The sequence below is a fragment of the Budvicia diplopodorum genome (genome assembly GCF_009800925.1).
Taxonomy (GTDB): Bacteria; Pseudomonadota; Gammaproteobacteria; order Enterobacterales; family Enterobacteriaceae; genus Budvicia; species Budvicia diplopodorum.
Map to the genome: position 1 here is coordinate 163,176 of NZ_WOYF01000003.1, position 17,437 is coordinate 180,612.

The 17,437-nt window shown below is 46.9% G+C and carries 11 protein-coding genes; 7 read left to right on the plus strand and 4 right to left on the minus strand.

Features of this window, described 5'->3' with window-relative positions:
- Positions 1 to 70: 70 nt before the first annotated feature.
- Positions 71 to 2,902 (plus strand): DUF2339 domain-containing protein, encoded by a 2,832-nt coding sequence (locus GVI43_RS04745; protein ID WP_246201514.1) that lies wholly within the window; start codon positions 71 to 73, stop codon positions 2,900 to 2,902.
- The gene (locus tag GVI43_RS04750; protein WP_159565654.1) at positions 2,899 to 4,335 is read left to right on the plus strand and encodes a DUF3999 domain-containing protein; all 1,437 of its coding nucleotides are present in this window, start codon (positions 2,899 to 2,901) and stop codon (positions 4,333 to 4,335) included. The genes GVI43_RS04745 and GVI43_RS04750 overlap by 4 nt, the downstream gene beginning before the upstream one ends.
- A gap of 94 nt (positions 4,336 to 4,429) precedes the next feature.
- On the opposite strand, the gene GVI43_RS04755 is transcribed toward GVI43_RS04750, so the two are convergent.
- The 4 genes from GVI43_RS04755 to parS all read right to left on the minus strand — a co-directional run bounded on the left by GVI43_RS04755 (position 4,430) and on the right by parS (position 6,501).
- Complete coding sequence (locus tag GVI43_RS04755) at positions 4,430 to 4,867, minus strand: DUF1622 domain-containing protein (protein ID WP_159565656.1); 438 nt, start codon at positions 4,865 to 4,867, stop codon at positions 4,430 to 4,432.
- 164 nt (positions 4,868 to 5,031) lie between these two features.
- Positions 5,032 to 5,301, minus strand: a complete 270-nt coding sequence (locus tag GVI43_RS04760) for a hypothetical protein (RefSeq protein ID WP_159565658.1) — start codon at positions 5,299 to 5,301, stop codon at positions 5,032 to 5,034.
- A gap of 277 nt (positions 5,302 to 5,578) precedes the next feature.
- Entirely contained in the window at positions 5,579 to 6,043 is a 465-nt protein-coding gene (locus GVI43_RS04765; RefSeq protein WP_159565660.1) for an RES family NAD+ phosphorylase, read from the minus strand.
- Entirely contained in the window at positions 6,040 to 6,501 is a 462-nt protein-coding gene (parS, locus tag GVI43_RS04770) for a type II RES/Xre toxin-antitoxin system antitoxin (protein ID WP_159565662.1), read from the minus strand. The genes GVI43_RS04765 and parS overlap by 4 nt, the downstream gene beginning before the upstream one ends.
- Positions 6,502 to 7,198: 697 nt before the next feature.
- Between parS and GVI43_RS04775 the strand changes: the two genes are divergently transcribed.
- The 5 genes from GVI43_RS04775 (at position 7,199) to GVI43_RS04795 (ending at position 17,429) form a co-directional block, all read left to right on the plus strand.
- The gene (locus tag GVI43_RS04775; RefSeq protein ID WP_159565664.1) at positions 7,199 to 10,321 is read left to right on the plus strand and encodes an autotransporter outer membrane beta-barrel domain-containing protein; all 3,123 of its coding nucleotides are present in this window, start codon (positions 7,199 to 7,201) and stop codon (positions 10,319 to 10,321) included.
- A 423-nt stretch (positions 10,322 to 10,744) separates the two neighbouring features.
- Positions 10,745 to 13,144 (plus strand): DMSO/selenate family reductase complex A subunit, encoded by a 2,400-nt coding sequence (locus GVI43_RS04780; protein WP_159565666.1) that lies wholly within the window; start codon positions 10,745 to 10,747, stop codon positions 13,142 to 13,144.
- Complete coding sequence (locus GVI43_RS04785) at positions 13,141 to 13,761, plus strand: DMSO/selenate family reductase complex B subunit (RefSeq protein WP_159565668.1); 621 nt, start codon at positions 13,141 to 13,143, stop codon at positions 13,759 to 13,761. The genes GVI43_RS04780 and GVI43_RS04785 overlap by 4 nt, the downstream gene beginning before the upstream one ends.
- 2 nt (positions 13,762 to 13,763) lie before the next feature.
- Positions 13,764 to 14,633 (plus strand): dimethyl sulfoxide reductase anchor subunit family protein, encoded by an 870-nt coding sequence (locus GVI43_RS04790; protein ID WP_159565670.1) that lies wholly within the window; start codon positions 13,764 to 13,766, stop codon positions 14,631 to 14,633.
- Between the two features lie 375 nt (positions 14,634 to 15,008).
- Entirely contained in the window at positions 15,009 to 17,429 is a 2,421-nt protein-coding gene (locus GVI43_RS04795) for a DMSO/selenate family reductase complex A subunit (RefSeq protein WP_159565872.1), read from the plus strand.
- The last annotated feature ends 8 nt before the right edge of the window (positions 17,430 to 17,437 follow it).

The window sequence follows — 17,437 nt, forward strand, 5'->3', positions numbered from 1 at the left end:
AATACCGGCTGTAGACGACGGTCATAATTCCTGTAAGACTGAAACAACTTTTTATTCAGGATGAATAAGTATGGATTCGTTGATCTTATTTGGAATACTGATTCTTATGGTCATTGTAGCCTCTCCGATTATGGTAATTATTGCTTTAAATCGGAGTCGTGAAGCCAGTGATGCCGTATCTCGTTTAAAGCAACAGGTTGAAGCTCTACAGAAGCAACTGGCGGCCAGAGAAAAGGAATGGGCCGATATTCCGGTTGCTCCTCGTCAAAATGCGACAGCCTCGTCGGTTTCAGAATCCGTCGATCAAACCGTTGGCATTGACGATCGGCCAGCTATTGCTCCGGTTGAAGCGACGCGTCCACTTCCAGACAAGGCGCTACCAGCGCCTAAGCCAGAACCTGCGGTTGTTCAACGCCAGTCGGCTGCTCCTATTGATACCCGCGTTCTGATAGCTGCTACAGGGCCTAAAGCCGTTCCAAACCCGGTCACGCCGGGAACGACACCGACCTCGACGCCTAGAGTACGCCCGCCAGAAGCAGAGCCGGTAGCTAACCCGCTGTCTGGCGTGATGACGTGGCTGTTTAAAGGTAATCCGGTCGCGAAGCTTGGCATTTTGCTGCTGTTTTTTGGTATCGCTTATTTACTCAAATATTCAATCGATCGGAACATGTTCCCGATTGAACTGCGTCTGGCCAGCGCCGCGCTCGGTAGCGTGGTACTGCTGGCGCTGGGCTGGCGTTTACGCCATAAGCAACCGCTATATGGTCTGATTTTGCAAGGCGGTGCGATTGGTGCGCTTTACATTACGGTGTTCGCTGCCTTTAAGCTCTACTTCCTGTTACCTCATCTGTTTGCCTTTGCTCTGATGGTGATTATTTGTGCCGCCAGCGTAGGGCTTGCCGTGATGCAGAGGGCGTTGAGTCTGGCGGTGTTGGCCAGTATCGGCGGCTATCTGGCTCCGGTGATGCTGTCTACCGGCAGCGCCGATCATATCGGGCTATTCTCTTACTATTTGCTGATCTCAGTTGGTATTTTGGCGATTAGCGTGTGGCAGTCGTGGCGAGTGCTTAACCTGATTGGTTTTGCGTTTACCTTTGGCATTGCCGCACTGTGGGGCGCCGAGCATTACCGGCCGGAATATTATCTCTCCTGCCAGCTATTCCTAGTTGCTAACCTCGTGCTGTTTAGCCTGCTGGCCGAGCTGTTTGCCGTGAAGCACCGTATTCAGCAGCATATGGCGATTGACGCCACGCTGTTGTTTGGCCCTGCGCTGATCGGTTTTGGCATGCAGTATATTATTACCGAGCACTGGCCGTTTGGTCCGGCGTTTTCCGCTCTTGGTTTTGGCATTATCTATCTGCTGATTACGTTGGGAACGCTAAAACGCTTTCCGGAACACGGTCGTCGTCTGGCGATTGGCTATTTGGCTCTGGGGGCAAGCTTTGTCACGCTGGCCATTCCTCTGGCGCTGTCGGCTCAGTGGACGGCGTTGGCATGGTCGGTTGAAGGGTTGGGTATTTTGTGGTTTGGCCTGTTGCAGGGGCAGCGGCGAATCAGCTGGAGCGGTACCGGCCTGTTAGCACTGGCACTAGTGGCTCAGCTTACCGCTTATTTTGATAATCCGTGGGACGTATCCACCGCCTTTGTTTTACCGGTGCTTTTCTGCTGCTTTATCGCGGCCGGTAAGTTGTGGCGTCATTATCATCCGGAGAAGACTCCGTGGCAGGCACTGAGCTTAGGTGCGTTGCTTATCGGCATCGCCGTTTGGCTATGGTGGCTGGTGAGCGCGCCAGTTATCCTTTATCGAATGGTCTATCCGCTCGATCCAGAACTGATGTCCTACGTAATAAATACTGAGTTTATTTCACTGCTTGGCCTGAGCCTATCGGTATGGATATGGCGTAAGGCAGGGCTACGTTTAGCGTGGCCAGCATTGAGAAACATGGTCTGGCTGCTGTGGCCGGGGGCGCTGCTGGTTTTATTGGTTCAGCTTACTACCCATTCCCATCCGCTTTATAGCGGTATGTGGAATCTGGTATGGGTTGCCGCTATTGGCAGCGCGGGGCTACTGCTTAAGCGTGATAGTGAAACGCTACGGCCGGTACAAACCAAAGGGCTTCATTTATCTCTGTTCTGGATGATTCTTCTGCTGCTAGGTTCAGAAGTGGTATGGCGAATCGGTCGGTTAGCTTGGGGCATGGAAGAGTGGCGCTTCTATCTGTATATCATTAGCCTGTCGGTTGTTATTCTTGGCGTATGGATCGCCGAGCGCCGGAAATGGTGGCCGGTGGTTACCCATGCGGGCACTTACTGGCTGGGGACGCTCCCGCTGGCTTTAGCTATTCTTGGTCTGCTGGTCTTCGGTAATGCCCTTGACGGGCAAATCATTAACTGGACCTATATTCCGCTGGTCAACCCTTTGGAAGAGGGGGCGATTTTCGGGCTGCTGATGCTATTTGTGTACCTTCAGCGGGTTATTCCGTGGTCCGGTCAGGCTGAACCACTGCTCAAAACCTGGGGGTATTGGCTCATATGGGGACTTGCCGCGTGGTGGTTTAACGGTAGCCTTATGCGTACTCTGGCCTATTATGCGGATTTACCGTGGTGGTTCGATATGCTGTGGGCCTCGCGTCTGATTCAGACAACGTTTGCCATTGTCTGGGCTTTAGTTGCGCTGATCTGCATGATCTACTCTGCGAGAACCGGGCGTCGTAACGTTTGGTTTGCCGGTGCTGCAGTATTGGGCGCTGTTATCATTAAACTATTCTTGGTAGACAGCGCCCACGGCGGCGGTTTGGCCCGGGCCATTGCATTCTTGGGAGTTGCCGTGTTGCTACTGATTGTCGGATATTTTTCTCCATTACCACCCCGCGAGCCGATTGATAAGGAGTCAAAGGCATGATGTTTTTAAAGGATATAAGAAAATTAACATTTGGCCTAACGGCTATGGTGGCTATGGGATGCCTTCCCGCCGCCTTTTTCGCTCAGGCGGAAGACGCTCCATTAACTCCTCAGGAATTTTATCAGGGGGCACAGTTGACTACCGACCGGGTGGCGCCATTTTATCGCCTGACCCTGCCGGAATCGGCGTATTTAAATACCGCATGGGCCGATTTACGGGATATTCGGGTATTTAATAATGCCGGTAAAGCGGTGACGTTTTCGCTCCTGCGGGTTGATACGCCAAAAATTGAGCAAACTAACGTTCCATTACGCATCTTCCCTATGGACATGAACGTAGTGAAAGCAGATAAATCGAATCAGGGCGATTCCAGAGACAAGGTGAAGCTAAAATCGGCAAACGGCGTCGAAATTGAACTGTATCAGGATGAACAAAGCAGCGTAGGGACGTCGTATCTGCTACAGATGAGCGATGGTACGGAGCTAAGTGACGGCTTTAATCAGATTTTACTCAACTGGGCACAGCCAAAAAGCAACTGGCAGGCCAACGTATCGCTCTATAGCAGCGATGATTTGAAAGAGTGGGATAAGCAGGCCGACAATGCCCCGTTGATGGATCTGACTTCTGGATCGGAACGTTTACTGCTCAATCATATTGATATTAATGCCTACAGCGCTAGCCGGCATGCCCGTTACTGGCTGCTAGTGATTGAAGGGAATAAGCAATCGGTGGCTCCGGTTATTGCTAAAGCGGAAGGGATTGTTATTAGCCGCTATTCCAAAACCGAAACGCTGGAATTACCGTTCAGCGCTAAGCCAATATCCGATAGCGAAGTGGAGTATCAACTGGCTCGCCCTCAGCCTCTTTCCAGCTTATCTATTTCGCTGTCTGAGAGAAATACCGTTGTGCCCGTCAGCGTTGAATACCGTAGTCACGCAACGGATGATAAGTGGCTACCGCTGGCTAAGACGGTAGTTTATCAAATGGATGATAATCGCGTATCCGAACCGCTAGCTTTGGATCAGTCATTGGTTCAGAGCGTTCGCCTTAAAGCGATTAACGGCAGTTGGGGAGATTCGCCACCCCGCGTTATCGGTGAACGAAGCCAGGTTGACGTGATTTTTAATGCTCAAGGCAGCCCGCCTTATACGTTAGTTTGGGGGGCTAATTTGGCCTCTTCAGCCACTATCGATGCCAAGCTATTAGTTCCTGCCAGTGAGCTACCGGAAGGTGGTTTGGCTGAGTTACCAAAGGCTTATGTGGGTGAATTTATCATTATTGGCGGCGAAGAACGCCTGAATGCGGTAAGCCCGGCCGAGCGCGCCGGTCAATGGCAAACGTGGTTGCTGTGGGGCATATTGATTCTGGGCGTACTGGGTCTTGGTTTTATCATGATTAAGCTGGCCAAAGAAATGATGGGTAAAGAGAAATGATGGGTAATAAGGGGCAGTAGGTATTGCTTATAAAAAAACCGGCGTTAGTTAATACGCCGGTTTTTTTAACTCATCATCCGATTTAAACGAGCTATTAGCTCTGTTTTTCTAGCTTAGACCCGTCAGCTTTAGGCTCATCAATCTTGAATTCATCAACTGAAGGTTTGGGCAAATGCTGTTGCTCGGGTACGGCGATTGAAAGCGCTTGCGCAGAGCAATCGTCTTTGATGTCCAGATGGAGCAAAAGCGACAGGATTGTCCGGATAACCACGATGGTGAGCAGAGTGGCTAGCTGCCTGTAGCCTGGCTCAAGAATGGTTTTTAGAATTTCGGTGGCGATCAGAACATCAAGGCCCAGTAACAGGTATGAAGCCAGATTAACGCGGACTTTTCTCAGCCCCTTGAAATCGATGATTCCGTTTTTTATTTCACTTTTGATAAAACAGAATATCGCTCGAAATACGCCGTAAATAATAATTAATATACTGATAAATAATAGTATGTTAGCAATAAAATTAAGAATGTTTCCCATATTCATATCCCTATAATTGGTGAACTTTAAGTCGCATATAACCTTTTTCCTAAAGATTAGCTCATGAATTTGCTTCTCAAAATAGCTGTCAATATTCCCTGCTTTTGCCTTAGATATAGGCCACGATTAACGCTAAATGTTCCATGAAAGTAAAAAGATAAATATCAAGTGACCATGGTTATGATAAATAGCTTATCTTTCAGTACCTCTTCCGGTGCTGTAATGACCTTTATGTCCATTACTTTCAGCATGTAGTCGGTAGTCAGCGATAGGTAGGGGGCATTTTTGTTGGAATAGCGCAGCTTAAATAGTTCATGCATGTCATCTTTTCGCATCAAGATCAGTAGCTTATCTGGTGGGACTTTGCCGTACTGCCGATAAATACCTTCTTCCTTACGCTGAATATCTTCAATTAGCCGTTCAAGTAGGAGCATAGCCAATTCTCTGAGAAAGTAAGAATAAAAATATTACTATTTTTAGCGTTTATAAATAGTACGTTAGCATTAGGCGCGATGCGTGTGTTGGCGTGATGCATCTTTTCTTTGTGTTTACTACCGTTAAGTTAAGTCAATTAACGGCAAATAGTCCAATCATGTAGAGTTTATATTTTCGCGTGAATCAGGCGTTAGTGCAGCGCCTCTGATAGGCCAGTTTTAATGATGGGATTGGCACAGTGGTTTAGCCTATATAGCGATATAAATAACGATGTGTTTAGTCAGACAGAAAGCGTTGATCAAAACTTAATGGCTTTATTTCAACAGACTGAATGCATGTTATTAGCTCATGATGCCGAGGATTGAGTAGAGCATTGTACTCTGTTGGTACGATAACCGACGGGACCAGTAAACAGGCAGAGGAGTAGCTTTCGAGCCAACTGTCGCCGATGTCCATGGTTTCATCCGGGGCAGGGTAACTGTTCCAGCCGTTGCTTAATGAGGATATTTCCAGCGTTGTAATTTGTAGGTCGGGGATCTCAATGGCTAGCGTTACGTAATTTTCTAACAGCTGACTTTTTTGTAAATGTACCAGCATTTCAAGCATGGCTAGTGAAATGCTGGTTGCAGCATAAATTGCGGCATAGCCGGGGTGATTCCATCGCCCGCCGTACTGTTCTGCACCAAAGCCTGACCATGCAGAACCCAGATGTTTCGTTTTAACAATCCGGTAAAGCTTCATGAGAATACGCCGTGCTCCAGCCGGCCTATCAAGTTACTGACTTCCAACGCTCCGGTTTCAGTTGCCAGCATGTCTTTAGGCGATAGGCTTCCTAACGCAGTAGACGGGGTATTTATCCATTCAACGGCCGCATTTTTATCACCTTCAAACAGCGTAATAGCTGAATCCATAATACGAACCAGACGAGCGACTCTTTCGCTCTCTTCTGGTTTCAGCCTGCCGTGCTCATTTTTACGTCTGGCAAAGCTGCGTTCGTTAATTCCAGCTACGTTCAGGATATACATTTTTGAAACGTCCAGCTCATTATTGAGTTTAGCTATGATATCAACTGGCAATCCTTTTTGTATGGCGTTAATCAGCTTAATTCCGCCACTTGCGGGTAACCCTGCACTTTGCCAAAGCTTTGCATGAGAGTTATGCACTGGTTCTGTGATCTTGTTCTGAGATTTGATAGCCATAATTTTTTCTATCCTTACGATCGTGACACTTGTCATAATTATAGCATGACATCTGTCTGTTTAAACTGCGAGTGCACAAGTAATCATCAAAAAGCTAGGAGTAAGAATTATTATCAAGCCATATTTTTCATGGCAGGAAGGGGGTAATATAAAGGTATTTTTGATTAAGGAATTTAGCGTTATCTAATGCTAGTTTATTAAGATAATTATTTATTTTGATGAAAGCTAAATTTTCAATTATAAAACTAATAATCTTTACTTTCTGTAGGCCATAAAATATTAATGGAAATTACTATATTTATTTCTGGTCGGCTAAATATTTGTCTTTTTTTCTTATTTTAAACCATTCAATAGCGTTGCCATTTGATGATGCTTTGTTTTTTTATAATAAAAATCAATTAATTAAATAATTTTCAATAATATAAAAATTTATTTATAAATCAGATTTAATTACTCTTATTGATCGCTTATCTCTATGTAAAGCCGGTATTTGATAGTTTTTATCAATCAAATGAGTGGTTTTTTTAGATTCTAACGATTTGTATTGATATGGGTAAATAGTTAGTTTTATAGAAAATAAATAAAGTCAAAAGTGTTATTATGGATAATGACTAAACTCAGACGGGTCTGTCTGTCTTTATTTATACTCCATAATTTGTAATTAAATAGTTAATTAAATTAATATGGAGTGTTAATAATGAATAAAAGCTATCAGGTTATTTGGAATTCAAAAGTTGGCCGCCATGCGATAGCATTAGCGACTTGTGGATTAAGCGTAGTTGGCTCACTGAATGCTTATGCTACTGACTATGTAAATATTACTGCATATGCCGGTGATTCTGTTGTATTAAATGTAGGCGATCGAGTTACCGGCCCACCCCCTTATGCATTAACTGGCCTATTACACGCACTTGGTGTAGGTGCAAAAATTACCGCCACTGGCATTGCTGTCGATAATACGGTTGTCGGTGCCTATGGTATTATCTCAAGTAACGGTGCTTTGATTGATTTAACCAATACAACAATTACTTCAGTGGATTTAGGTATTTTAGCGATTGATAACGGGAATGTGATATTCACCAATAGTTCAGTGGCTAGTTCTGGCGCAGACACGGTCAATCTTGTTCGAGTTAATTTCTCCTCTAACGGTAGTAAAATTCAGTCCAGCGGGGATCATCGGGGTCTGTTCGCCACTGAGTCAACGGTAAACTTAATTGATACTAATGTGGAAACCAACGGGCTGGGTGCTAACGCACTAGATATTAACCATCTTAGTCAGGCAACCTTAACTGGTGGCAATATTCTTACTGAAGGCGATTATTCTACAGGCCTTCTTTTTCTCGGCGCTAGCCTGAATGTTAATGGAACCACTATCTTAACCAAGGGAAGTGAATCAACGGGCCTTACCGCTTCAGGCGATGTGACTATACTGAACGGCGGTAGCGTCACTACGCAGGGAGATAATGCTACCGGCATTTTAAGTGGAGGCCAGTTCCGTGCAAACGGGACTTCAGTTAGCGTGTCGGGTAACGATTCCCGAGCTTTGACAACCACGTACGGCACCTCTGATGTAGAGCATATGGATATCCGCTCTACGGGTAACGCAACGGCAGGTAGCAAATCTGCCGTTTTAGCTTCATATTCTGCAAATCTTACTATCAAAAATAGCCAGATTAATTCATCAGGTATCAAGATGGGTGGCCTTGAGCTACTGCGTGATGCTGACGTTCATCTTATTGATACCGATATTATCGCTACCGGTGATAATGCTTATGGTATATCGGCTCAGCGCGGCAAAGTCGATGTGTCCGGTGGCACTATTCATTCATCGGGTACTGGTATACAGGGTTCTAATTCTACGGTAGTTGCCAGCAATACAACGATCTTAACCACTGGAATTGGGGCGGAAGGGGTCATGGGGGCTACTGGCTCCAATATGACGCTGACTGACGTTAATATTCAAACTGGGGGAGCGTCTTCAAATGCGGTCGATGCGAATGCCGCTAATATTAATTTGAACTCTGTCATGCTTACGACTCAGGGTGAACAAGCCTCTGGGTTAATCGCTCAGGGCAACAATGCCACGATTAATGGTCGTAGCGTTATTGTGCAAACCGCGGGTGTTGATGCGGCCGGTATTCAAATTAGCCACTCAGCCTCGTCTGCCAGCACAATTAATTTGCAAAACAGTTTGTTAAATAGCGCACAGTCTGACGGTATGCTGGTCTCATCTGCCTTAGGTGCGATTAACTTAACTAACAGTATTGTCACCGGTGGTAACGGTAATGTACTCAACGCGGAAAATGCCTCCCAACTAACTCTGAAAGCGGACTCATCGATACTGAATGGCGATCTGCAAGTGTCTAATGATAGTACCGCCGACGTTAGCCTACGCAATGGCTCTGTGCTTAAAGGTGCTGCGCATAATGTTACCGTTCTGAATATGGACAATAGTCAGTGGCTGATGAGCGCTGATTCCGATCTGCGTTCATTGAACTCGAATAGCTCGGTTATTTCCTTTAATCAGCCTGTGCTTGGCGTGTTTAAAACTTTAACCATCGGCAACCTTTCAGGTAATGGCTCCACCTTTGTACTGAACACGGTACTCAATGAGGGTGATAGCAATGCTCAAAGTGATAAGATCCACATAATCGGTGATGCGACAGGTAATCATAGTTTAGTGGTCAACAATGCTGGTGGCCTGGGGGCTTTAACCGTTGGTGATGGTATTCAGGTGGTGTCTATTGATGGTACCTCTGGCAGCAAGTTTAAGCTGGGTAATACCGTTAGTGCCGGAGCCTATGAATATCAGTTGTATCAGGGAGGTTCAACCGATGCTAATGACTGGTATTTGCGTACTTACCTGCCGTCACCGACTCCGGATCCTACTGATTATGTGATTGCATATCGCCCTGAGGTGGCTGGCTACATTGCTGCGCCGTACCTGAACCAACAGTATGGTTTTGATACCATCGGTACATTGCATGAACGTATTGGCGATAACGTAACCCGTGGTAATAATGACACATGGGCCCGTATGGGTGGACAGCACCGGACCAATGACGCGGGCCGTTTTGGCTATCGCGGCGGCAGTTGGTTTGTGCAGTTTGGTTCAGATCTGTATCAAGATAAAACGGACTCCGGTACGTTGGTTAGTTCGGGCCTGATGGTGACCATGGGTACGCAGAGCACCGATACGCAAGACCGTTTGCGTTCGCTGAATCCAACTCTGTCGGTGAATACCGGTAAAGTGGTGAGCGATGCCGTGAGCTTAGGCGGTTATTATACCCGTATGGCTCAGGATAATAGTTATCTGGATCTGGTGGGCCAAGGAACCTATTACCATAACAAATATGAAAGTGACCACCGTGCAAATCAGAACGGTTATGGCGCAGTGTTGTCTGGGGAAGTGGGTAAACCGTTTGCGCTGGGCGGTAATATGACTTTAGAGCCACAGGCACAGCTAATGTATCAATACCTGTATCTGGATAGTTTTAATGATGGTGTGAGTAATATTGACAATACGTCAAGCCATAGTGGCTTAGCTCGTGGTGGTTTGCGTTTAAGCTACGAGGTGACAACCATAAAACCGTACGTGGTAGTCGATGCCGTGCAGCGGCTGGGCGGTAACACGTCAGTGGGCATTGGTGATACTGATGTGAGTGCAGACTTTACCGACGGCTGGTGGCAAACCGGTGCCGGAGTCAGTGTGCAATTAGCTGAAGATACGCAGATGTATGCGGATGCTAAATACCTGTGCGGTTTTGATGGCGGAATGGAAGGTTACACCGGCCATTTAGGCGTAAAAGTTAGCTTCTAATTATTGCTTTGAAGAAACGGAGGTATTTATTCCTCCGTTTTTTACGTTTATTACTACAAGCATCGCTGTTTATTTGTAGCTTTTATTTGGCTTATTTTATATTTTTATTGGTTTTATATTAATTATTTGTAACTTAATGTAAATGTAGTTATTACAGAGACGATGACATTTTCTATTTTAATAGTCATATTCTATTTTTATTTAGTTTAATATTTTATTTATCAGTGGCATAGTAATTATTGCACTCGTCAGTGTAATGATAACTATTATCATTCATTTCGCTGGTTAATTAAAGTACAGCTATCAGTAAATTTATAAATAATATTGTAAATACTTATAGATAGGTATTATTCATTGATTGTTATCAACTGATTGATTAAATAAGTTCTTTATACTTGCTTTATTTATGTGAGCAGAAGACTTATGAAAAATAATGATACAAATAAGCCTGAGTTAGCAGAATTCAGCCGGTTTACCATTAACCGCCGCCGGTTTTTACAGACCGGAACTGCATTAGTCACGCTTCCTTTTATTGCTTCTAAAGCGGGGGCGGTGAGCACCGGTACCGAAACGTCGGCTTTACCTGACTCTGCTGGCGATGAGCGGATCGTTCAAACCTGTAGTACTTTTGACTGTGGCGGCAAATGTGACGTAAGAGCACACGTTAAGCAGGGAACCGTTGTGCGTATTAGTACTCTGCCTGATGGGGCACTAGACCCAGAAATGCCCGTTATGCGGGCCTGCGTTCGCGGTCGTGGCTATCGAAAATTTGTCTATCACCCGAATCGACTGAAATATCCTATGCTGCGGGTAGGTAAACGCGGTGAAGGTAAGTTTAAGCAGATTAGCTGGGATGAAGCGACAACCCTGATTGCCGAGAAAATGAAGCAGATTACTGCTCAACACGGCCCGGCATCCCGCTTTGCCCATACGGCGACCGGCGTTTCCGGCGGCGCTTTTTCCGGCGACGGTATGCTCAAGCGCTTGCTTAACCTGACCGGTGGATACCTGCGTTACTACCACTCAGTGAGTATGGGAAATACGGCCGCGGCGACGCCATATACTTATGGTACAGCAGCCTCCGGCAACTCGCTGGATACCTTACTTGATACCAAGCTGGTCATTCTGTGGGGGCATAATCCCACAGAAACTATCTTTGGTCACACCAACCATTTCTATCAGCAGATGAAGAAAAACGGTACTCGCTTTATTGTCGTGGACCCGCGCTACTCTGATTCTGCCTGTAGCTTCGCCGATCAATGGATCCCGTTATTGCCGACCACGGATAACGCCCTGATGGATGCCATGATGTATGTGATTGTTACTGAAGGCTTGCACGATAAAGCCTTTATCGATCGCTACACCTTAGGCTTCGATGAATCCAATATGCCTGAGGGCGTAGGTGAAAATGAATCTCTGGTGAGCTATCTGACCGGTAAAAAAGACGGCGTACAGAAAACGCCTGAATGGGCGGAGCAAATCACTAAGGTTCCGGCCCACACTATTCGTCAGCTAGCCCGGGATTATGCGACCACTAAACCGGCAGCGCTGATTCAGGGCTGGGGCCCACAGCGTCACATTTGCGGAGAGCGTAGCGCTCGGGGTTCTACACTGTTAGCAACCATTACCGGAAACGTTGGCGTTAAAGGCGGATGGGCCGCTGGCTACGGCGGCATTGCCAGCCGTAAGTTTATGACCGGTGTCGATCAGGGAACCAATCCGGTTAAAGCCCGTATTTCTATTATGAACTGGATGCAGGCCGTTGATGATGCGTCTAAAGTCAGACCGGAAGACGGTCTGAAAGATGCCGATAAGCTGGATACCAACATTAAGATGATGTTCTCGCTGGCCGGTAACTACATGGCTAACCAGAACCCGGATATTCATCAGGCGGTTAAGCTGCTGGAAGATGAGTCAAAGGTTGAGTTTATCGTTGCCAGCGATCTCTATCTGACGCCAAGTGCTAAATATGCCGACCTTCTGCTGCCTGAAACCAGCTTTATGGAGCGCTGGAATATTGGTCAAACCTGGGGCACCGGCAATTACGTGATGCTGTCAGAAAAGCTGATTGAGCCTGACTTCCAGCGTCGGTCTGACTACGAATGGCTGCGCGAAGTGGCTGAAAAGCTGGGCGTTGAACCGGCATTTAGCGAAGGCAGAGATGAAAAGCAGTGGATAGAATTCATCGTTGAACAAACCCGTCGGGCAATGCCTGATGAAAACATGCCGACGTTCGAACAGCTGCTTAAACAACGCCAGCACCTGTTTAAAAGCGCGTCGCACGTGGCTTTTGAAAAGAATATCAACGACCCGGAAACGAACCCGTTCCCTACACCGTCGGGCAAAATCGAGATCTTCTCTAAACGCCTGTATGACATGCAAAACCCTGAAATTCCGGCGCTATCTCACTATGTTCCGGCTCAGGAAGGACCTGAAGATCCTCTACGGGATAAATATCCGCTGCAGATGATTACCTGGAAGGGTAAGAACCGCGCAAACTCAACGCAGTACGCTAACCCATGGCTGCAGGAAGTTCAGGCTCAAACGCTGTGGATGAATCCGATAGATGCGAAAAAGCGGGCGATTTCTGAAGGGGATCAGGTAAGGATTTATAACGATCGTGGGGTGAGTATTATTCCGGTAGAGGTGACTTCTAGAGTCATGCCGGGCGTGGTAGCGATGCGTGCGGGAGCCTGGTGGAACCCAGATAAAGACGGTATCGATCGCGGCGGTTGTCCTAACGTTCTGACTTCGGCCCGTATGACGGCCTTGGCTAAGGGAAATTCTCATCAGACATTACTGGTTGAGGTGAAAAAAGCATGACAGCATTTGTAGAATTTAAACCAGTAAGCAATAAACAGCTGGGATTTTTTATTGATTCATCACTCTGCTCGGGCTGTAAAGCCTGTCAGGTAGCCTGCAAAGATAAGAACGATCTTGAAGTTGGTCGTCGGTTCCGCCGTATTTATACCGTTCAGGGCGGTGGCTTTACTGAAAATGGACAGGGTGGATATTTGAACAATGTCTATGCCTATAACCTGTCTGTTGCGTGTAATCACTGTGCCGATCCGGCATGCGTGAAGAATTGCCCGACGACGGCGATGCATAAGCGTGAAGGTGACGGCATCGTGCGGGTTAATACCGATAAATGCATCGGCTGTGGCTATTGTTCTTGGTCCTGTCCTTACGGTGCGCCACAAATGAATCACGAAGCTGGTCAAATGTCGAAGTGCGATTTCTGCATCGATTTACAGGCTAAGGGTGAGCAACCGGTGTGCGTAGCAACTTGTCCTCTGGGGGCGATTAAGTATGGCCCGATTGACGAACTGAGAGCGAAATACGGAACGTTAAGCGACGTACAGGGTTTGCCAGATTCGGCCATTACTCATCCGAACTTAGTGGTTAAAGCGCATTCCGGTGCCGAAATGGGGAGTAAATAATTATGCATGAGTGGCCACTTATTGCTTTCACCTTGCTGATACAAGCTTCAGTCGGTGCAACCTTGTTCGCAGGGCTGTTTGGCTGTTGGATCAATAAATCAGCAGGTCAGGAACACGGTTTCCAGGTTATCCGGCCGGTATTGCTGACTATTTGCATAATGACCGCCGTTGGGCTAATGCTGTCGGTTGCCCATTTGGGATACCCGATGAACGCCTTTAACTCGCTTCGTCACGCAGGTAGCTCATGGCTTAGCCGGGAAATTATCTCTACCGGTGTTTTCTTTGGCGTCATCTGTCTGGTTAGTTTGCGTATGCTGATAGCCAAGCGCATATTGCCAACGCTCTTGCTCATTGCGGCAATCGTTGGGCTGGTTGACGTGTTCTGCATGGCGGAAGTGTATCGTCACACGATGGTAGTAACCTGGGCGCACATTAATACGCAGTTTACCTTCTTTGGCTCGGTGCTGGCGCTGGGTGCAAGTATCAGCGTCTTGTTGATTGCCCTGAAGTCTAAAGGCAAAGTCGGCGATGAACTGGGGTTTAAGATGGTCTTCGTTGCTGCGCTGTTTATTGGGATAAGTCTGGTTGGTCGTTTAGCCGTTCTGCCTTGCTATATTAGCGCGCTACAGGCGCTCTCTTCTGCCGGGGGGGCAACCTTCCCAATCGATGCTCTGACTCAGTTTAATCAGTCAGCCTGCCTGCGCATGACCGGCTGGATTATCGGATTACTGGGGCTTTTACTGACGGTTCTGGCAATTTATAAAGGGCGTAGTCAGGCTGTGGCTAAGCAGGCCAGCATGTTAACGCTTGGTAGCCTGTTGGTGATAGCCGCTGAGATAGTTTCTCGCTATACCTTTTTTATGATTAGTTGAGTTCTATTGTGTTTTTAGGGCGTTAATTGATATTGCGGTTAACGCCCTGAAGTTTGAGGCGCTCTGCGTCTTGGAGTTTCATATAACCTGTTTTTTAACATAGGGTTATATGATATTTACTCCTATCAGTTCACGTTAAGCCTTGCCGCTATTCCTATGAGGTCATTCTTGCAAATAATTTTGTTAGTTTAATTAATTTAATTAATTAAAATATATCAATAAATTTCAAGAATACCAACGCATTGAAATACTCGATAATTAGCTGAGTACGTTGATGTAGATCATTCAAGGCCTACGCGTATTGGGCGTACTATCGTAAGACATAATAAATAAAAATTTTATATATCTTTTTGTTATTGCCAGGAGGGTAATGTGATGCGTTCAAAAGAAATATCTCAGCCGAGATTGGTGACCAGGCGAGAATTTATTCAGACCTCGGCCGCCGTTACCGGCGCGGCTGCGGTTGCCGGGTCTATATCTCTACCTTTTACTGCCAGCGCGACGGCCACTGCGGTTGATGCCACTGGAGAAACATTTAAATATAGTGCCTGCCTTGTTAACTGTGGTAGCCGATGCCCGTTAAAAGTGCATGTGAAAGACGGCGTAATTACCAAAATTGCGACTGAATCAATTTATGACGATTCTATGTTTGGTGAACATCAGATTAGACCCTGCCTAAGGGGGCGTTCCGTTCGCTGGAAAACCTATAACCCCGATCGGATCAAGTACCCGATGCTGCGTACCGGCAAACGTGGTGAAGGAAAGTTTAAGCGCATTAGTTGGGATGAAGCCACCACTATTGTGGCTGATAAGCTAAAGCAAACCATTGATAAATATGGCAACGAAGCAATCTATTATCAGTATGGCTCGGGCTCTACGGGCGCTAACTTGCAGGGGCGTAATGCCTGTAAACGTATGCTTAACTTGCTTGGTGGCTATCTTGAGCAACATGGAACCTATTCAACCGCTCAGATTAATACCGTCATGCCGTATATTTACGGCGGTGTGAATGAAAGCCTGCTGCTAGAGATTAAAAACTCCGATTTGGTGGTGATGTTTGGTCATAATCTGGCTGAAACCCGTATGTCCGGCGGCGGTCAGTTTTATGAAACCCTGAAAGCGCTGGAACAAAGTAACGCAAGAGTGATCATCATCGACCCGCGTATGACTGACAGCGTCACTACGTTGGACGCTGAGTGGGTGCCAATTTATCCGGGTACCGACGGTGCACTGGTTGCTGCGCTCGGCTACGTCCTGATTCAGGAAAATCTGACTGATGAAGATTTCCTTAAACAGTATTGCGTTGGTTGGGATGCCACAACGCTGCCGGAGTCTGCGCCGGCTAACGCCTCATATAAAGATTATCTGCTCGGAAACGGCCCAGACGCTACGCCAAAAACCCCCGCATGGGCCAGTAAGATCACCGGTATTTCTGAAGCTCGTATTATTCAGCTGGCCCGGGAAATTGGTAATGCTAAAGCGGCTTGGATCTCTCAGGGCTGGGGATTACAGCGCACCGCCAACGGTGAGCAAGCTTCTCGAGCAATAATGATGTTGCCGCTGATGAGCGGTCATATCGGCAGGGCCGGAACCAATACCGGCGCATGGGGCGGTAACGTAAAATATTCGGTGCCGGGATTCGGTATTCCTAATCCGGTGAAAACCGTTATTCCGTGCTTTATGTGGACCGACGCCATCGTGCGCGGTACTGAAATGACGGCAAAAAATGCTCACGTTCTTGGTAAAGAAAAGCTAGGCACTAACATTAAGTTCTTATGGAACTATGCTAGTAACGTGATGATGAATCAGCATTCTGATACCAATAAAACCCATACTATTTTACAGGATGAATCACTGTGTGAATTTGTTTTGGTATGGGAAAACCACATGACCGCCAGCGCCAAATATGCCGATCTGCTGCTACCGGACGTGACCTCCGTTGAGTCCAACGATTTGATCGACAACTCCTATGCCAGCGGTGCTTACAATTACTTTACCCGCCTGCAAAATACCATCGAACCGCTATGGGAGTGCCGCCAGTCTTATGACGTTCTGGCGGAGATTGCCGGTAAGCTTGGGATCCGTGATGCCTTTACTGAAGGGCGTACCCATGAGCAGTGGATTGAATTTTGTTATAACAAGATGCGTGAAAAGAACCCGTCGTTGCCAACCTATGCTGAAACCGACGGTAAAGGCATTATCGATCGAGTTCTGGCCGATAGCGGTAAAAATATTGCCCTGAAAGACTTCCGCGACAATCCGCAGGCTAATCCGTTGAAAACGCCGTCAGGCAAGATTGAAATCTATTCCGCAGCGTTGGCTCAAAAGGGCCAAGAATGGGAGCTGGCCGATGGTGACCGGATCCCTGCCGTGGCGGAATACTGTCCGACTTTTGAAGGGGTAAGCGATACTGAAAAGCTGAAAACCTACCCGTTACAAATGATCGGATTCCATACTAAGGGTCACACACATTCATCCTACTATTCTGTTGCCATGCTGCGAGAAGCGGTACCGCATATGGTGTGGATGAATCCTATCGATGCAGACGTTCGCGGGTTGAAAGCGGGTGATATGGCAGAGATCTTTAACGATCGCGGCCGTATTCGTATTGCTGTCAAAATTACCGAACGGATTTTACCCGGCGTAATTGGCGTTCCACAGGGGGCATGGCGTAATACCAATCAGGAAGGCGTAGACGTAGGTGGCTGTATTAATACTCTGACTACTCAGCGACCTTCTCCATTGGCTAAAGGCAACCCTCAACACACCAACCTCGTTGATGTAAAACGTGCATAAGGAGATAG